The organism is Synechococcus sp. SynAce01, from assembly GCF_001885215.1.
Classification (GTDB): Bacteria; Cyanobacteriota; Cyanobacteriia; order PCC-6307; family Cyanobiaceae; genus Regnicoccus; species Regnicoccus frigidus.
This window is the reverse complement of sequence record NZ_CP018091.1, coordinates 2,121,240-2,135,727: the sequence shown is the minus strand read 5'-3', so window position 1 is coordinate 2,135,727 and position 14,488 is coordinate 2,121,240. Positions and strand designations below refer to the sequence as shown.

16 protein-coding genes are annotated in these 14,488 nt (G+C 68.5%); 5 read left to right on the top strand and 11 right to left on the bottom strand.

Annotated elements, in window-relative coordinates:
* Positions 1-5: 5 nt before the first annotated feature.
* The 9 genes from BM449_RS11135 to BM449_RS11095 form a co-directional block, all read right to left on the bottom strand.
* On the bottom strand, positions 6-197 hold the full coding sequence (locus BM449_RS11135; RefSeq protein ID WP_071801275.1) for a hypothetical protein: 192 nt from the start codon (positions 195-197) through the stop codon (positions 6-8).
* Positions 194-1,174, bottom strand: a complete 981-nt coding sequence (gene secF, locus BM449_RS11130) for a protein translocase subunit SecF (RefSeq protein ID WP_071801274.1) — start codon at positions 1,172-1,174, stop codon at positions 194-196. The genes BM449_RS11135 and secF overlap by 4 nt, the downstream gene beginning before the upstream one ends.
* A gap of 15 nt (positions 1,175-1,189) precedes the next feature.
* Positions 1,190-2,695, bottom strand: coding sequence for a protein translocase subunit SecD (gene secD / locus BM449_RS11125; RefSeq protein ID WP_071801273.1), 1,506 nt, complete (start codon positions 2,693-2,695; stop codon positions 1,190-1,192).
* A gap of 1 nt (position 2,696) precedes the next feature.
* Positions 2,697-3,680 (bottom strand): pyruvate dehydrogenase complex E1 component subunit beta, encoded by a 984-nt coding sequence (locus BM449_RS11120; protein ID WP_071801272.1) that lies wholly within the window; start codon positions 3,678-3,680, stop codon positions 2,697-2,699.
* Positions 3,681-3,850: 170 nt separating this feature from the next.
* Positions 3,851-4,240, bottom strand: a complete 390-nt coding sequence (locus BM449_RS11115) for a DUF3082 domain-containing protein (RefSeq protein ID WP_083544519.1) — start codon at positions 4,238-4,240, stop codon at positions 3,851-3,853.
* 2 nt (positions 4,241-4,242) lie between these two features.
* A complete protein-coding gene (gene ispE, locus BM449_RS11110) occupies positions 4,243-5,217 on the bottom strand; it encodes a 4-(cytidine 5'-diphospho)-2-C-methyl-D-erythritol kinase (RefSeq protein WP_071801271.1) in 975 nt (324 codons plus the stop codon).
* 73 nt (positions 5,218-5,290) lie between these two features.
* On the bottom strand, positions 5,291-5,518 hold the full coding sequence (locus BM449_RS11105) for a hypothetical protein (RefSeq protein WP_145536686.1): 228 nt from the start codon (positions 5,516-5,518) through the stop codon (positions 5,291-5,293).
* Between the two features lie 83 nt (positions 5,519-5,601).
* Entirely contained in the window at positions 5,602-6,429 is an 828-nt protein-coding gene (gene rsmA / locus BM449_RS11100; RefSeq protein ID WP_071801269.1) for a 16S rRNA (adenine(1518)-N(6)/adenine(1519)-N(6))-dimethyltransferase RsmA, read from the bottom strand.
* Between the two features lie 42 nt (positions 6,430-6,471).
* Positions 6,472-6,864 carry a YraN family protein gene (locus BM449_RS11095; protein ID WP_071801268.1) on the bottom strand — a complete coding sequence of 131 codons (393 nt, stop codon included), beginning with the start codon at positions 6,862-6,864 and terminating at the stop codon, positions 6,472-6,474.
* Between the two features lie 53 nt (positions 6,865-6,917).
* Here BM449_RS11095 and BM449_RS11090 point away from each other — a divergent pair, with 53 nt between their 5' ends.
* From BM449_RS11090 to BM449_RS11075, 4 genes are all read left to right on the top strand, one after another.
* Positions 6,918-7,400, top strand: coding sequence for a pentapeptide repeat-containing protein (locus tag BM449_RS11090; RefSeq protein WP_071801267.1), 483 nt, complete (start codon positions 6,918-6,920; stop codon positions 7,398-7,400).
* Entirely contained in the window at positions 7,397-7,804 is a 408-nt protein-coding gene (locus tag BM449_RS11085) for a hypothetical protein (protein WP_071801266.1), read from the top strand. Before BM449_RS11090 ends, BM449_RS11085 begins: the two co-directional genes overlap by 4 nt.
* 108 nt (positions 7,805-7,912) lie before the next feature.
* Positions 7,913-8,374: a translesion error-prone DNA polymerase V autoproteolytic subunit gene (gene umuD / locus BM449_RS11080; protein WP_071801265.1), complete on the top strand. Its 462-nt coding sequence runs from the start codon at positions 7,913-7,915 to the stop codon at positions 8,372-8,374.
* A gap of 8 nt (positions 8,375-8,382) precedes the next feature.
* Positions 8,383-9,660, top strand: coding sequence for a Y-family DNA polymerase (locus tag BM449_RS11075; protein ID WP_071801264.1), 1,278 nt, complete (start codon positions 8,383-8,385; stop codon positions 9,658-9,660).
* A 25-nt stretch (positions 9,661-9,685) separates the two neighbouring features.
* On the opposite strand, the gene BM449_RS11070 is transcribed toward BM449_RS11075, so the two are convergent.
* Positions 9,686-11,008, bottom strand: a complete 1,323-nt coding sequence (locus BM449_RS11070) for a Rieske 2Fe-2S domain-containing protein (RefSeq protein WP_071801263.1) — start codon at positions 11,006-11,008, stop codon at positions 9,686-9,688.
* A gap of 38 nt (positions 11,009-11,046) precedes the next feature.
* Positions 11,047-13,149, bottom strand: coding sequence for a DNA primase (gene dnaG, locus BM449_RS11065; RefSeq protein ID WP_071801262.1), 2,103 nt, complete (start codon positions 13,147-13,149; stop codon positions 11,047-11,049).
* On the opposite strand from dnaG, the gene BM449_RS11060 reads away from it, so the two are divergent.
* Positions 13,079-14,080 carry a DMT family transporter gene (locus BM449_RS11060; protein ID WP_311134044.1) on the top strand — a complete coding sequence of 334 codons (1,002 nt, stop codon included), beginning with the start codon at positions 13,079-13,081 and terminating at the stop codon, positions 14,078-14,080. The genes dnaG and BM449_RS11060 overlap by 71 nt on opposite strands.
* The last annotated feature ends 408 nt before the right edge of the window (positions 14,081-14,488 follow it).

Genomic DNA, 14,488 nt, shown 5'->3' with positions numbered 1-14,488 from the left:
AGGGATCACCTAGGAAGCGCGTGGCGGCGCCAGAGTGCCGGAGCCAGCAGCAGCACCGCGATGGCCAGGGGATGCTGACCCATGGCCGCACCCAGGCTCGTCCAGGTGAAGTGATCGCCAAGCAGGCGCAACTCCAGGCGCAGATCCCAAAACGCCAGGGCCACAAGCAGAACGGGGATGAGGGGCCTGGGCCTCATCCGGGGCTCCGCTCGGGCACCGCTGGGCCGCCGCTGATCACCGCGAGCAGGGTGGGAGCAATGGCGATGCTCGACCAGCTGCCCACGCTGATGCCCACCGACAGGGCGATCGCGAACCAGAACAGGGTGCTGCCACCGAAGAAAATCAGGGCGAGCAAGGGCAACAGGGTGGTGAGCGTGGTGTAGGCCGAGCGGGTGAGAGTGACGGCGACGGCATCATCCACCTGGTCCTCGACCGAGAGCGCCGCCAGGTCGCGCTGACGTTCACGGATCCGGTCGAAGACCACCACGGTGTCGTTGACCGAGTAGCCGGCCACCGTCAGCAGGGCGACGGCGAAGAGGCTGTCGACCTGCAGGCCACTGAGCAGTCCCAGCCAGGCGAACAGACCGGTGGTGATCAGCACGTCGTGGGCGAGGCAGAGCAGGGCCAGAAAGGCGTAGAGGCGGCTGTAGCGAAAGCTGATGTAGAGGGCGATGCCGGTGAAGCTGACCAGCAACGAGGCGATGCTGGCGTTGAGCAGTTGCCGGCCCAGGCTGGGGCCGATCGTGTTCACCTCGGTGCCGCTGGTCTGGAGGGGACCGAGCACGCCGCCGAGGCCGTCGATCAGGGCCTGGGTCTGGGCCGGAGAGAGCACCGGCAGGCGCAGCACCACCGTGCGGTTCTCATCGAGCAGCTGGATGGCGGCGGAATCCAGGTTGGGCGAGCGGACGGAGTCCTCAGCCGGCAGGCTCAGTTCCCTGAGCGCCTGGGCCAGCTGATCGGGCTCGATCGTGCTGCAGGCGGCTTCGCAGCTGCGCTGCAACTGGATCTGGGTGCCGCCGGTGAAGTCAAGGCCAGGACGCAAGGGCGCCCCGATCGCCGGGTTGAGCCAGGAGAGCGTCAGACCCAGCAGGCTGAGCAGGCACAACCCGGAGGACACCGACCAGGCGAGGCGGCGATAGCGGTTGATGCGAAACAAGGGGCCAGTCAGCGCCATTGGGGGAAGGAACGGTCAGGCCGGAAGCTGGCCAGCGGGTACGAAGTAGGTCGGGCGCCTGAGCGAGGGGTAGGTCATCAGCAGCCGCAACAGGGAGCGGGTCACCGTGAGGGCGGTGAACAGGCTGAGCAGCACGCCGATCGCCAGGGTGACGGCAAACCCTTTGACCAGGCCGGTGCCGAGACCGAACAGGGCCGCGCAACTGATCAAGGTGGTGAGGTGGCCGTCGAGAATCGAACTGAAGGCCAGGGAGAAACCGGTGTCGATCGAGCGGATCAAGGTGTTGCCCCGCCGTAGCTCCTCCTTCACCCGCTCAAAGATCAGCACGTTGGCATCCACCGCCATGCCCACACTCAAGATGAAACCGGCGATCCCCGGCAGGGTGAGCGTGACCGGGATCAGCGCGTAGATCGCCAGGTTGAACAGGGCGTAGAGGGCGAGCGCGATCACCGCCACCACACCTGGCAGCCGGAAGACCACCACCATGAACACCGCCACCATGGCCAGGCCGGAGAGGGCCGCGATCAGGCTGCGGCGCACGTTCTCAGCCCCGAGGGTGGGCCCGACGGTGCGGACCTCGATGATCCGGACCGGCAGGGGAAGCGAGCCTCCCCGCAGCTGCACTTCGAGGTCGCGGGCCTCTTCGGCGCTGAAGTTGCCGGTGATGCTGGCCGCTCCGCCGGCGATGCCGGCAGCAGCAAATTCCTGGCCGACGCTGGCCTCGCTGATCGAGCGACCGTCCAGCACGATGCCCAGCAGGCGGCCACTGCCGGCAATGGTCTGGGTGAGTCGGGCGAAGGCTTCACCGCCCTGCTGGTTGAAGCCCAGGGTGACGTCCCAGCCGGGGCCATTGGTGCGTTGCTGGCGGCCGGCGGTAACCAGATCCTTGCCGGTGAGGGCCGCCGGTTCATAGAGAGCCACGACCCGGCGGTTCACCTCATCGAGCAGGACCGTGAGTTGCTCGGCCTCACTGGCTCCTTCGGGGACGCTCACCCCGAGGCTGGTCAGGGCGGCACCGAGCTCTTCGCTGGGAAAGGCGGGAGCCGGTGGAGGCTCCTGTCCCGGCGGAGAAGCCGGGGCTGGATCCTGGCGGCCTCGGCCCTCGAGGCGCGCCAGAACCGCCTCGGCCTGGCGCTTGAGCGGTAGCAGCCCCTGCATCTCCTGCTCGGTGCCTGGCCGCTGGGCACGGAATTCCAGCAGAGCGGTGCTGCCGAGAACCTTGGCGGCCCGGGTGGGGTCCTGCTCACCGGGGAGTTGCAGCAGCAGCTGGTCGTCTCCGACGGTCTGGAGGGTGGATTCGGCCACACCCAGTCCGTTGACCCGCCGGTCGAGCACCAGCTGCACGGCTTCGAGCTGCTCCCGTTCCACCCGGGTGATGGCGCCGGCCGGCATCACCTGCAAGGTGAGCTGGCTGCCGCCGCGCAGGTCGAGGCCCAGTTGGAGCGGGAAGGAGGCCAGCACCGCAGCAGCGGCAATGGCCAGGGCCAGGATCAGGGCGAACCACCCCTGTGGGCGTGCCATCTCAGAAAACGCCGGTCTTGAGCTGGGTGGCGGCCTTAACGATCTGATGGGGCTGGATAATCGTCAAATTCTCCAAGGCGCCGTTGTAGGGGGTAGGGATGTCCTGGCTGGAGAGCCGCAGGGGCTTGGCATCGAGATCATCGAAACAGTGCTCGGTGATCAGGGCGATCAGCTCAGCACCGATGCCGCCGGTTTTCATACATTCCTCCACCACCATCACCTTGTGGGTCTTGCGGATCGAGCGCGTGATCGTCTCGAGATCGAATGGCTTGAGGCTGATCAGGTCGATCAGCTCCACATCGACGCCCTCGGCTTCGAGCTGCTGGACGGCCTTGAGGCAGTGGTGACGCATGCGCGAGTAGGTGAGGATCGTGACGTCGCGGCCTTCGCGCACCACCTCCGCCTGGTCGAGGGCGCAGATGTAATCACCCTCGGGCAGTTCCTCGCTGAGGTTGTAGAGCAGCACATGCTCGAAGAAGAGCACGGGGTTGTTGTCGCGGATGGCGGCCTTCATCAGCCCCTTGGCGTTGGTGGGGGTGCTCACCGCCACGATTTTGATGCCGGGCACGGCGTGGAAATAGGCCTCCAGGCGCTGGCTGTGCTCCGCCCCGAGCTGGCGGCCCACGCCGCCGGGGCCTCGCACCACCGTGGGGATCGTGTAGTTGCCGCCGCTGGTGTAGCGCAGCATCCCCATGTTGTTGGAGATCTGGTTGAAGGCGAGCAACAGGAAGCCCATGTTCATGCCTTCCACGATCGGCCGCAGGCCGGTCATGGCGGCGCCGACGGCCATGCCGGTGAAGCTGTTCTCGGCGATCGGGGTGTCGAGCACCCGCCACTGGCCGTATTTCTCGTAGAGGTCCTTGGTGACTTTGTAGGAACCGCCGTACTCGCCGACGTCCTCGCCGAACACACAGACGGTGTCATCACGCGCCATCTCCTCGTCGATGGCATCGCGCAGGGCGTTGAAGAGGAGCGTCTCAGCCACGGGGAGGGTGCGGACCCGGCGATTGCCGGTGGAGCGGCCAACTTATCTCAGGCCAGTAGCACCGGCGCCGGGAGCCGTTCAGCCCCCGGCCGCAAAGGTGGCGAGCAGCAGAACCGACAGCAGCATCCCCGGCGAGAGCAGCAGCGCGAGCAGACCGAGGTCGTGGGGGGTCATGCGGATCCTGAGCGTTGCTCTTCTGTGGACCTTAGGGAAGCCTCCTGCCGACCAGCCGGCGTGAAGCTGCGAATGAACACCGCCAAAAGTCCGAGGCCGACAAAGGCAAAGGTGAAGGTGGCCAGGAAGCTCATCCCCACCACCAGGGTTTTCATCGCCGTGGCGATGCTCTGGGCAAAGGGCTTGCTGAACTGGGGCGGATGCAGGGCGTAATAAACCACGACCCGCTGGCTGAGCTGCAATGACACCCAGGCCAACAGGCCACTGGTGAGCGCTCCGGAGAGAAAGCTGAGCGGCCCCTTGCGCGGTCGGTTTTTGACCTCGCCGCTCTCTGCGGGCTCAGCCAGGCTTTCTGGGGTAGCTGGGGAGGGGCGTGAATCGCTCATCGTCAGGCGGCGTCGCGATCAAGGCGGACTCCCATGCTGCTGCAGCGGCAACACCAGCTTTCGAACCCCTCGGCCTGGAGTGCTCCGGCCAGCTGGGCCCGGGCCGCTTCGGCCGCCGCTGGATCCGCAAACAGGGCAAAGAGACTGGGCCCCGAGCCGCTCATCGCCACCCCCAGCGCGCCATCGGCCTGGCGCAGCAGGGCCAGGCCCTGGCGCACGCTGGCCTGCTCCGGCTCCACCACCGACTGCAGATCGTTGCGCAGGGGCGGCAATGGTCGCTCCCCGGCCAGGGCGGCCAGCAAGGGACCCTGGCGCAGGCTCTGGCGGCGTTCTTCGAAATCCAGCTCGCGCTCCAGGTAGAAGTCGCCGCGCAGTTCGCGGCAACGGCCATAGGCCCAGGGGGTGGAGACGCTCGCCGTGGGGTCCTTGATCAGCAGCACACTCCAGTTGAACAGGGCCGAGTTGGGCACAGCGGAGTTGGGCAGGTCCGCAGAGCTGAAGGGCTCCAGTCGCTCGCCCCGCCCGAAGCAGAGCTGGGTGCCGCCAGCCAGACAGAAGGGCACATCGGAGCCGAGTTCCTGCGCCAGGGCCTGCAGGTCGTCGCCAGTCAGCGCCAGATCCCATAACTGGTTCAGGCCCAGCAGGGTGGCGGCGGCATCGCTGGAGCCCCCCGCCAGGCCGGCGCCCACCGGAATGCGCTTGACCAGGGCCAGATCGGCCCCCAGCTCGGGCCGTTGCACCCGGCGGCGCAGGGCTTCGGCGGCCCGCAGGATCAGGTTGCTGCCATCCGTCGGCAGGGCGGGCTGGTCGCAGACCAGGTGGAGCAGCCCATCTGTGCGGGCGCTCAGGGCCAACTCATCGGCCAGATCCAGGCTCTGCATCACCATCGCCAGCTCGTGGAAACCGTCGGGCCGCAGGCCGAGCACTTCCAGGTGCAGGTTGATCTTGGCCGGGGCCTGAACGTGCAGATCGGCCATCGGTGGCGCGCGGGCTGGGGCGGGTATCGCCCGATTCAAGCCCGCCGGCCCCGGCGTCAGTCAAGCGATGGGCTCAGCCGCGCCAGGTGGGCAGTCCGCCGTCCAGCAACCGCCCCCGGTTACGCCAGAGGGCGTTCGGCGTGACAGTGACGCCCTGCGCCGCTGCCAGCTCAGCCGCCTCCTGGGGGGAATGGGCATGGGCCAGGGCCTCCGCGAAGCGGGGGTCGGCGCCGGCCAGCTCCCGGACCTGCTTGAGGGCCATCACCCCCTGGCCAGGGGCGCTGTTGGTTCGTGTCGTCATGGGATCTCTCCCTTGTGATCTCAACCTAGGAACGGTGATCTCGGAGCCCATGAGCACAACCACCTGTTGTCCTGGCGCCGGCGTCAGTGAGGAGATGGGCCAGGGCCTCCATCAGCCAGCTGGCGGGCCAGGGCCACCCAGCGCTCCGGGGCCAGGTCCTGGGGACGCAGCTGCAGATCAATGCCCGCCTCCAGCGCCACGGCCAGCAGCTCCTCGGGCGGCAGCAGGCCGGCCAGGCTGTTGCGCAGCATCTTGCGGCGGCTGGTGAAGCAACGCCGCAGCAGCCTGTCCACCGCGGCGGCGAGGCCTGGATCGAGCCGTTGCGCCGGCGGCAGCGGCTCGATCACGATCACCTCCGAGTGCACCTTCGGTGGCGGTTGAAAGCAGCGGGGCGGCACCGGACAGACCGTGCGGCAATGGGCCAGCAGCTGCATCCGCACGCTCAGGGCACTGAAGGCGCTGCTGCCCGGCCGGGCCCGGATGCGCTGGCCCACCTCCTGCTGCACCAGCAGCACCAGCCGCTGGTAGGGAACGGCGATGGGCTTCTCGAGGCGACCGACCAGACGCTCCAGCAGCGGGCCGGTGATGTTGTACGGAATGTTGGCCACCACCTTGGTGGCGGCGGGCAGGGGCACCGCCAGCGCGTCGCCCTCGAGCAGGCTGAAACGGGGATCAACGCCAAAGCGCTGGGCCAGGCCCACCACCAAGTCGCGGTCGAGCTCCACCGCCTGCACCAGCGCCGCCGGTGAGGCCAGCAACTGTTCGGTCAGGGCGCCGCGGCCGGGCCCCACCTCCAGCACCGACTCGCCCGGCTGCAGGTCGGCGGCGGCCACGATGCGTCGCAGCACGGCCGCATCGTTAAGCCAGTGCTGGCCGAAGCGCTTGCGGGCTCGGTGGGCCGCGAAGGTCATGGCAGCGGGCGGGGCAACACCTCCAGAGTGCCGCCTGGTCGCTCACGACCATTGATCCAGCCGCAACCAGCGCACCGCTCCGCGCGCCGGTGGCAGGGGCACCAGGGCGAACACCACTTCGAGGGTCTCGGTGTCGCGCTGTGGATGGGCCGCCAGCCAGCAGGCCCAGGCGCGGGCCAGCCGGGCTCGCTTGCGCGGACCCAGGGCCGCCACACCCCAGCCGTCGGCACCGCAACGCCGCCGGCCCTTGACCTCCACCAGCAGCAGGCGTCCCGGCTTGGCGACCACCAGATCGAGTTCACCCCAGCGACAGGGCCAGCGCCGCGCCAACAGCTGCCAGCCGCGGCTGCGCAACAGGCGCAGGGCGCGCTGCTCGGCCCACTGGCCCGGAATCCGCCGCCGATTCTTCGACTGTTGCGGCGTGAGCGCTCCCATGGAATGGTCTGACCTCTTCTTTCTAGAGTTCCCTTCTCTGTCTCACCGTTGCCATGGCCGCCTTGCTGGGTTCGTTGGTCCTGGGCCTGTTGCTGCTAGTGGGCTGGCCGCTGGCCCCCGCTGACGCGGCGATGGATTACGCCAAACAGGTGCTGATCGGCGCCGATTTCCACGACAGCGACCTGAACGGGGTGACCTTCAACCTCACCAACCTGCGCGAGGCCAATCTCTCCGGCTCTGACCTGCGCGGCGCCAGCCTGTTCGGCGCCAAGTTGCAGGACGCCAACCTGCGCGGCGCCGACCTGCGCCAGGCCACGCTCGATTCGGCGGTGCTGGAAGGCACCGACCTGCGCGATGCCGTGCTGGAAGATGCCTTCGCCTTCAACACCAAGTTCGATCAAGTGGCGATCGACGGCGCCGACTTCACCAACGTGCCCTTGCGGGCCGATGTGCTCAAGAAGCTCTGCGCCAGCGCCACCGGCACCAATCCCGTCACCGGCCGCGTCACCCGCGACACGCTGGACTGCCCTGAATGAGCTTCGATTCGCGCAGCCTGGAGCGCCTCCAGCAACTGGGCCGGCAGTTGCCCCAACCGCTGCCGGCGCCGCCCGCCAAGGCCAAACCAACCGGCCGCGCGGCCGCGCGGCTCCACCCGATCGAATCCGAGCAGGATCCCGATCAGCTGTTCCGTGAGCTGATCCGGGCCAGCCCCGATGGCACGGTGCCCCCCCACCTGCTGCAGCGCCTGCAGGAACTGGAGGGCAACCGCCAGGAGCAGCAGCGCCGCGAACGGGGCGTGGCCCCTGCAGCCGGCCCGGCAGGCCCAGCGGCGACCACCAAGCGGCAGGGACCGCTGCGCAGCCTGCGGGCGGCCAGCGGCGAGCAACAGGAGCTGTACAGCGAATTCCATCAGCTGCTGCTTGAAGGCGACGATGACTGAAGGGGACAAGGACTGAAGGGGGCAAGGACTGATCCGCCCGCAGCGACCACAGCTCGATAAGCGAATAGTACAAACGCACTAAGGTTGGGAGCCCGCCTCTGCCTGCCCATGTCGGTTGAGCCCCGCCCCGACTCCGCTGCTGACCCGCTGGAGCTGCTCGGCCCGCTGCGGCCCGCTCGCCGCGGCCTGGCGCTGCCCCTGGCGGTGGAGTCGGTGGCGGCTGGTTTTCCCTCGCCGGCCGACGACTATGTGGAGGTGGGCATCGACCTCAACGAGCAGCTGATCCGCCACCCCAGCAGCACCTTCTTCCTGCGCGTCAGCGGTGACTCGATGACCGGCGCCGGCATCCACCACGGCGATCTGCTGATCGTCGATCGCAGCGTCGAGCCCCGCCCGGGCCGGATCGTGGTGGCGGTGCTGGAGGGGGCCTTCACGCTCAAGCGCCTGGCGCTGCACCGGGGCCGGTTGCGGCTGGAGGCCGCCCACCCGGCCTATCCGCCACTGGAGCTCAGCGATGCCGACGACCTCCGCCTCTGGGGCGTGGCCATCCACGCCATCCACCCGCTCTGAGCGCGCCGATGACCTGGGCCACCGTGCTGATCGACGGCAACAACTTCTATGCCTCCTGCGAGGCGGCGCTCGATCCCTCCTTGATCGGCCGGCCGCTGGTGGTGCTCTCCAACAACGACGGCTGCATCGTGGCCAGAAGCGCCGAAGCCCGCGCCCTGGGCATCGCCATGGGCACGCCCTACTTCCAGGTGCGCCGCGAACTCGAACGTCTCGGCGTGGTGGTGCGCAGCTCCAACTACGCCCTCTACGCCGACATGAGCCAGCGGCTGATGGCCACCCTCGAACCCTGGGTGGAGGAGCTGGAGGTCTATTCGATCGACGAGGCCTTCGGCCGCCTGCACCGGGCGGCCAGTAGCGATCTCAGCGCCTGGGGCCTGGCCCTGCGCCGGCAGGTGCGGCGCCACCTGGGGCTGCCGGTGGCGGTGGGCATTGCCCCCTCCAAGGTGCTCGCCAAGCTGGCCAACAAGCTGGCCAAGCAGGATCCCTGCCATGGCGGCGTGTTCGATCTCGGAGCCGTGGCCGATCCCGACCCCTGGCTGGCCGCCGTGGCGATCGAAGACGTCTGGGGCATCGGCCGCAAGCTCTCGCGCTGGTGCCGCCTGCGCGGCGTGGCCAATGCGCTGCAGCTGCGCGAGCTGGCCAGCGGTGAGCTGCGGGCCAAGGCCGGTGTGGTGGGGTTGCGCCTGCAGCAGGAATTGCGCGGCCGCAGCTGCCTGCCGCTGGTGGCGGTGCCGCCCGCCAAGCAGGAAACCTGCGTCAGCCGCAGCTTCAGCGAACCGATCCGCGAGCTGCCCCAGTTGCGTGAGGCGATCGCCACCTACATCAGCCGCGCCGCCGAGAAGCTGCGCCGCCAGCACCAGCGCAGCGACACGATCACGGTGTTCGTGCGCAGCAGCCCGTTCAACGGCACCAGTTTTTACAGCAAGGCCGCCACCGTCACCCTGCCGCTGGCCAGCAACGACACGGCCGTGCTGCTCGCCGCCGCCCTGCCCCTGGCCGAACGGTTGCTGCGGCCCCACAAACCACTGCAGAAGGCGGGTGTGCTGCTGCAGAACCTGCAGCCCGAGGAGCGGCTGCAGCACCACCTGTTTGCCCCCCTGCCGCCCGACCAGCAGCGTCGCCGCGAGGCCTTGATGGCCACGGTCGATGGGCTCAATCGCCGCTATGGCCGTGGCACCGTCCAGTGGGCCTCCTGTGGCCTGCGGCCGGCCTGGGCGATGAAGCGGGAGCGCCTCTCCCGCGCCGCCACCACCCGGCTGGATGACATCCCGGTGGTGCAGGCCTGAACGGGCGCCAAAGGCGCGGCCGTCGTCAGGAGCGATTACGCGGCGGCACCGGCTGACCCGAGCGCAACTGACTCCGCCAGCGGTTGGTTTGCCAGTACAGCGCCGCCGCCGCGGCAGCCAGCAGCAGCGCGACGGCCGCCGCCAGCGAGGCACCCCACCAGGCCGCCGCCGCCAGGGCCAGCAGCACCAGGCCAGCGAGCAGGGGCTGCAGCTGCTTCAGGCGCCGATCAGCGCCGCGGCAGCTGCGGCAGTGGCGGGTATGGCTGTCGTAGCGCTCCAGCAGGGGCCCTTCCCCTAAGCGCCCGGGCAGGGCTTCGGCATCGAACGGCTGGCCGCCACCGCGACCGACCCAGTCGTGCAGGGCGCGCACATAGAGATCGGAGCTGGTGGCCAGGTGGCAGGCCTGGGCGAGGGCCGCGCTGCCGCCGCGGGCCCGCAACGCCCGCTCCTGCCAGTGCAGGAAGGCCTGGTCGTCTTCGAGCACCACATGGTTGGAGAGGTGCTGCAACCACTCGGGCCGCAGCTTCAACAGCCGGCGGGGCAGGGCCGACTTAAAGCGGAACGGGAAGCGGGCAAACAGGCGGCATTCACCCGGCCGGATCGGGGTGGCGTACACCACCGTGAGGATGCGGGCAAAGCCCTTGGCGGTGAGGTCGTGCCACATCAACGACGGCGCCAGGAAGGTGGTGTATTGGCTGCCGAGCGTGCCGCGACGGGGCCCCTCAGGCCAGAGGCCGGTGAAGCCTTCCGGCCCGCTGCTGGTCAGTTGCAGGTTCACGGGGCCGGCGGTGTCGCGCTTGCCGACGGTGGCGTGGTGGGTGAAGGGCACATGACTGACATCGAGCACGTTCTCCAGCAGGGTCAGGGCGTCGTAGGGGAGATCGCGGAAGGTGTCCTGCACGCTCCAGAGCTCCGGCTCCTCCTCCAGCACGGGCAGCAGCGGCAGGGGACTGGCGGCGGCTTCGGCTGGATCACCGGCAAAAACGAAAAGCATCCCCTGAGCCGCGACGGTGGCGTAGGCGTGGCAGCGGCTGCGCGGCGTGTCGATCGTGGCGCCGGCATCGGCCTGGGGGATGGCGGTGCAGTGGCCGGCGCCATCAAAACTCCAGCCGTGATATGGGCACTCCAGCTCACCGCGTTCGTTCAGCCGCCCCTGGGAGAGGGGCACGAGCCGGTGGGGACAGAGATCGGCAAAAGCGCGCCACTGGCTGGCGGGCTGGTCGTACCAGAGCACCAGGTCATCGCCGAGCAGGGTGAAGGGGGTGGGGCGGCCGGGCTCAAGGTCTTTGAGGTAGGCGACCGGGTACCAGCTGCGGCGCCAGGGGGTGGTCTCGCTGGCAGGGGGCATCGATGGAAGCGGGAATGGTGTGGCCGATGCTGGCAGGCTCAGGCCACCGCCACGAGCGTTTCAGCCAGGCCGGCGCAGCGCTGCTGGTCGAGGTGGCCGATGTGTTTGCGCTCGTTGTAATAGAGCTCCTGAAAACGCAGGGCGTCTTTGTTGAGATCGGCGAACAGGTTGTCGATGCGGGTTTCCATGTTGATGGAGACAGGCGTGACGACCTGGGTGGAACTGGCCTCTGCTGCCGCAACCTCCGTTCGCTCCTCCTCCAGCAGCAGGGCAATGCAGCGCTCGAGCGTTTCCAGCCGCTGACCGCTCCAGGCATCGAGCAGGTGGCGGCAACGCTTGAGGCAACGCTGGCGCTCCAGCACGGCTGTGGTTCCACGCAACTGCAGCAGCGGGGCGGAGAGGGTCATGGTCTGGAGTTCGGTGGGCTCCAGCAGGGGGGTGAGGCGATCGAGCAACTCGCTCTGCTCCACCAGCAACTGATCGGCGAGGAGCCGGGGCAGATCGAGATCGGCGAGGTCATCGCCGGGGTCGTCGCCGCGGTTGATGGCTTCAAGCCGGCCGGCACCGAGGTTGTCCTCTTCCCGTTCGCTGATCGCTGCCCAGAGCAGGCGATGGTGCTGAAGGGCGAAATCGTCGAGTTCGCGCAGGCGCAGCTCACGCCGAATGGCGCCGCGGTGGCGGGCGGCGTGCAGATAGAGCCGCAACAGCTCAGCCTCGGCCCGCTCGCGCAGGCTGCCATCGCCGGGCTTCTCCCAGCGCGCCGAGCGGCCATGCCAGCGCTCGCCCTTCACCTGCAGGCGCAGGTCTTCCTCGAGTTTCTGGGCGAGGCGGGCCTGACCGCCGGAGAGACGTTCGGCCACCTGCTGGAGGTAGTGGCTGCGCACGGCGCTCTGGGGCAGCTTGCCCAGCAGTGCCACCAGGGCCGAAACGGCCTGCTGGAACTGGTCGGAGCGGGCCAGATCCTTGCCTTCCAGCGCCTGCTCGATCTGCCAGTCCAGCCAGAGCGGCGCTTGCTCCAGCAGGGCGCGGTATTCACCGGCGCCGTGTTCCTTGAGGAAGTCGTCGGGGTCTTTGCCGGCGGGCAGGTGCAGCACCCGCAATTCGAGCTGGCCCTGCAGGGCCAGCTGCTCCACCTCGCCGATCGCCCGCTGGGCGGCACGCACGCCGGCGCCATCGGTGTCGAAATTGAGCACGAGCCGGCGGCTTTCGCAGCAGCGGCAGAGCTGGGTGATCTGCTGGCTGCTCAGGGCCGTGCCGAGCGAGGCCACCGCATTGGTGAGGCCGGCGGCGTGGAGGGCGATCACATCGAAGTAGCCCTCCACCACCACCGCCTGGTCGTCCTTGCGGATGGCGGAGGTGGCGCGATCCAGGCCGAAGAGGTGCTTGCCCTTCTCGAACACCTCGGTTTCCGGGGAGTTGAGGTATTTGGGTTCACCGCCATCGAGGCTGCGCCCGCCGAAGCCGATCACCCGGCCCTGGCGGTCGTGGATCGGCACCATCACCCGATGCCGGAAGCGGTCGTAGACGCCTTCGCCGCCCTTGCGTGAGACCACCAGGCCGGCGGCTTCGAGCAGCTCGGGCGAGAGGCCTTCCACCTGGGTGAGATGGCCGAGCAGGCCGTCCCAGCGATCGGGGGCGTAGCCGATCTCGAAGCTCTCGAGGGTGCTTTCGCTGAGGCCGCGCTGGTCTTTGAGGTAGGCGAGGGCTGGGGCGCCGGCGGGGCTGCGCAGCTGGCTGCGAAACCAACCGGCGGCCAGGGCGAGGGCACGCAGCAGGGCCTCGCGATGGGAGAGCTGGCGGCGCAGGCGCTCCTGCTGGGGCCCATCAACGGTTTCGACCGGCAGCTGGTATTTGCGGGCCAGCTCCAGCACCACCTCGCTGAAGCTGAGGCGCTGGTGTTCCATCAGGAACTTGATGGCGTTGCCACCGGCGCCACAGGAGAAGCAGTAGTAGAACTGCTTGGCCGGTGACACCGTCATCGACGGCGATTTGTCGTCGTGGAAGGGGCAGATCCCCACGAATTCCCGGCCCTTCTTCTTGAGCACCACGTGCTCGCCGACCACATCAACAATGTCCGCGCGCTCCTTGACGGCCTCGATCGTGCGGGGGTGGAGGCGAGGTTGGAGCGTCGGCTGGCTCAAGGGATGGAGGCAGGCACCAGGACACTACCGGTGGAGTCCGGCAGGATCCCATTCTGACGGAGAACACCAGAGATGGGGAGTGCTGTGGATGCTCACCAGCGCCCTGGCCTTCAGCCTGATGGGCGTGTGCGTCAAGGCCGTGGGTCGCCTGCCGGTGGGCGAGGTGATGCTGGCCCGGGCCGTGGTGAGCCTGACGATCAGCGTCTGGATGCTGCGCGCCGCCGGCGTCTCCCCCTGGGGCGAACGCCGCGGCCTGCTGCTCGGCCGCGGCCTGCTCGGCAGCGCGGGGCTCTATTGCGTCTACAGCGCCTTGGCAGGCCTGCCGTTGGCCGCCGCCACGGTGGTGCAATACCTCCATCCCACCTTCACAGCCCTGCTGGCCTGGCCCCTGCTGGGTGAGCGCCTGAACGGTCGGGTGCTGCTGGCAGCCGCGCTGGGCTGGCTGGGGGTGGTGCTGCTGGCCGATCCGGCCCTGCTGGGCTCCAGCTTCGCCGGCAACGAAGCGGGGCTGCCGCTGCTGCCGCTGCTGATCGGCCTGGCCGGCGCCCTGTTCTCCGCCCTTGCTTACGTGAGTGTGCGCGCCTTGGGCCGCAGCGAGCACCCGCTGGTGATCGTGTTCTATTTCCCCCTGGTGGCCTTGCCGCTGAGCCTGCCGGTGCTCTGGATCGATCCGGTGCTGCCCACCGCCGTGGAGCTGGGCTGGCTGCTGGCGGTGGGACTGTTCACCCAACTGGGCCAGCTCGCCCTCACCCGCGGCCTGATGGCCCTACCGGCCGCCCGCGCCACCGCCGTGAGCTACGTGCAGGTGCCGCTGGCCGCCCTGTGGGGCGTGCTCTGGTTCGGGGAGTTAGTGGCTCCAGGCACCTTGATGGCGGCCGTTCTGGTGTTGATGGCCACGTTGCTCAGCTTGCGCAGGCCGCGCACCGCGTAGGCAAGCGGGGGCAGTTTCAGTGGGAGCTATTGCATCCTTAGTCTGGAGGGAAGGCAAACAACGGCAGCATTCGGGACTTGCAGGGCAAAGCCACAATCATCGAATTGCATGTAACAAAAGGGAGCACCTACGGTTGGGCCGTTAACGAGCGCAGCAGACCATCCGTAATGCTTGGAACATGTGGTTCTCGGACCCGCCTAAGTTCCCCTCGCCTATTGGCCAATTGCGACAACGGCCTTATGCTGGAAAGGTTCTCAGCCCAGGAGCAACAAGCCCGGTTGCATTTTATGCGGACATACCGCCGGGACAGTGGGTGGATACCGGACCCGCCGAAATACTGTTGCTTTGACCGCGTTTCTACGGTTGTTCTAAGTGCGTAGAATACTTGCGCGGCATAAGCAACACTTC

What these genes read in the sequence shown, in the direction of transcription:
- BM449_RS11085 (WP_071801266.1), top strand. Translation starts at nt 7,397, where the DNA reads ATGAGCTTCGATTCGCGCAGCCTGGAGCGCCTCCAGCAACTGGGCCGG.
- ispE (WP_071801271.1), bottom strand. Translation starts at nt 5,217, where the DNA reads ATGGCCGATCTGCACGTTCAGGCCCCGGCCAAGATCAACCTGCACCTG.
- BM449_RS11115 (WP_083544519.1), bottom strand. Translation starts at nt 4,240, where the DNA reads ATGAGCGATTCACGCCCCTCCCCAGCTACCCCAGAAAGCCTGGCTGAG.
- BM449_RS11060 (WP_311134044.1), top strand. Translation starts at nt 13,079, where the DNA reads ATGTCCGCGCGCTCCTTGACGGCCTCGATCGTGCGGGGGTGGAGGCGA.
- BM449_RS11095 (WP_071801268.1), bottom strand. Translation starts at nt 6,864, where the DNA reads ATGGGAGCGCTCACGCCGCAACAGTCGAAGAATCGGCGGCGGATTCCG.
- rsmA (WP_071801269.1), bottom strand. Translation starts at nt 6,429, where the DNA reads ATGACCTTCGCGGCCCACCGAGCCCGCAAGCGCTTCGGCCAGCACTGG.
- BM449_RS11090 (WP_071801267.1), top strand. Translation starts at nt 6,918, where the DNA reads ATGGCCGCCTTGCTGGGTTCGTTGGTCCTGGGCCTGTTGCTGCTAGTG.
- umuD (WP_071801265.1), top strand. Translation starts at nt 7,913, where the DNA reads ATGTCGGTTGAGCCCCGCCCCGACTCCGCTGCTGACCCGCTGGAGCTG.
- secD (WP_071801273.1), bottom strand. Translation starts at nt 2,695, where the DNA reads ATGGCACGCCCACAGGGGTGGTTCGCCCTGATCCTGGCCCTGGCCATT.
- secF (WP_071801274.1), bottom strand. Translation starts at nt 1,174, where the DNA reads ATGGCGCTGACTGGCCCCTTGTTTCGCATCAACCGCTATCGCCGCCTC.
- BM449_RS11105 (WP_145536686.1), bottom strand. Translation starts at nt 5,518, where the DNA reads ATGACGACACGAACCAACAGCGCCCCTGGCCAGGGGGTGATGGCCCTC.
- BM449_RS11135 (WP_071801275.1), bottom strand. Translation starts at nt 197, where the DNA reads ATGAGGCCCAGGCCCCTCATCCCCGTTCTGCTTGTGGCCCTGGCGTTT.
- BM449_RS11070 (WP_071801263.1), bottom strand. Translation starts at nt 11,008, where the DNA reads ATGCCCCCTGCCAGCGAGACCACCCCCTGGCGCCGCAGCTGGTACCCG.
- BM449_RS11075 (WP_071801264.1), top strand. Translation starts at nt 8,383, where the DNA reads ATGACCTGGGCCACCGTGCTGATCGACGGCAACAACTTCTATGCCTCC.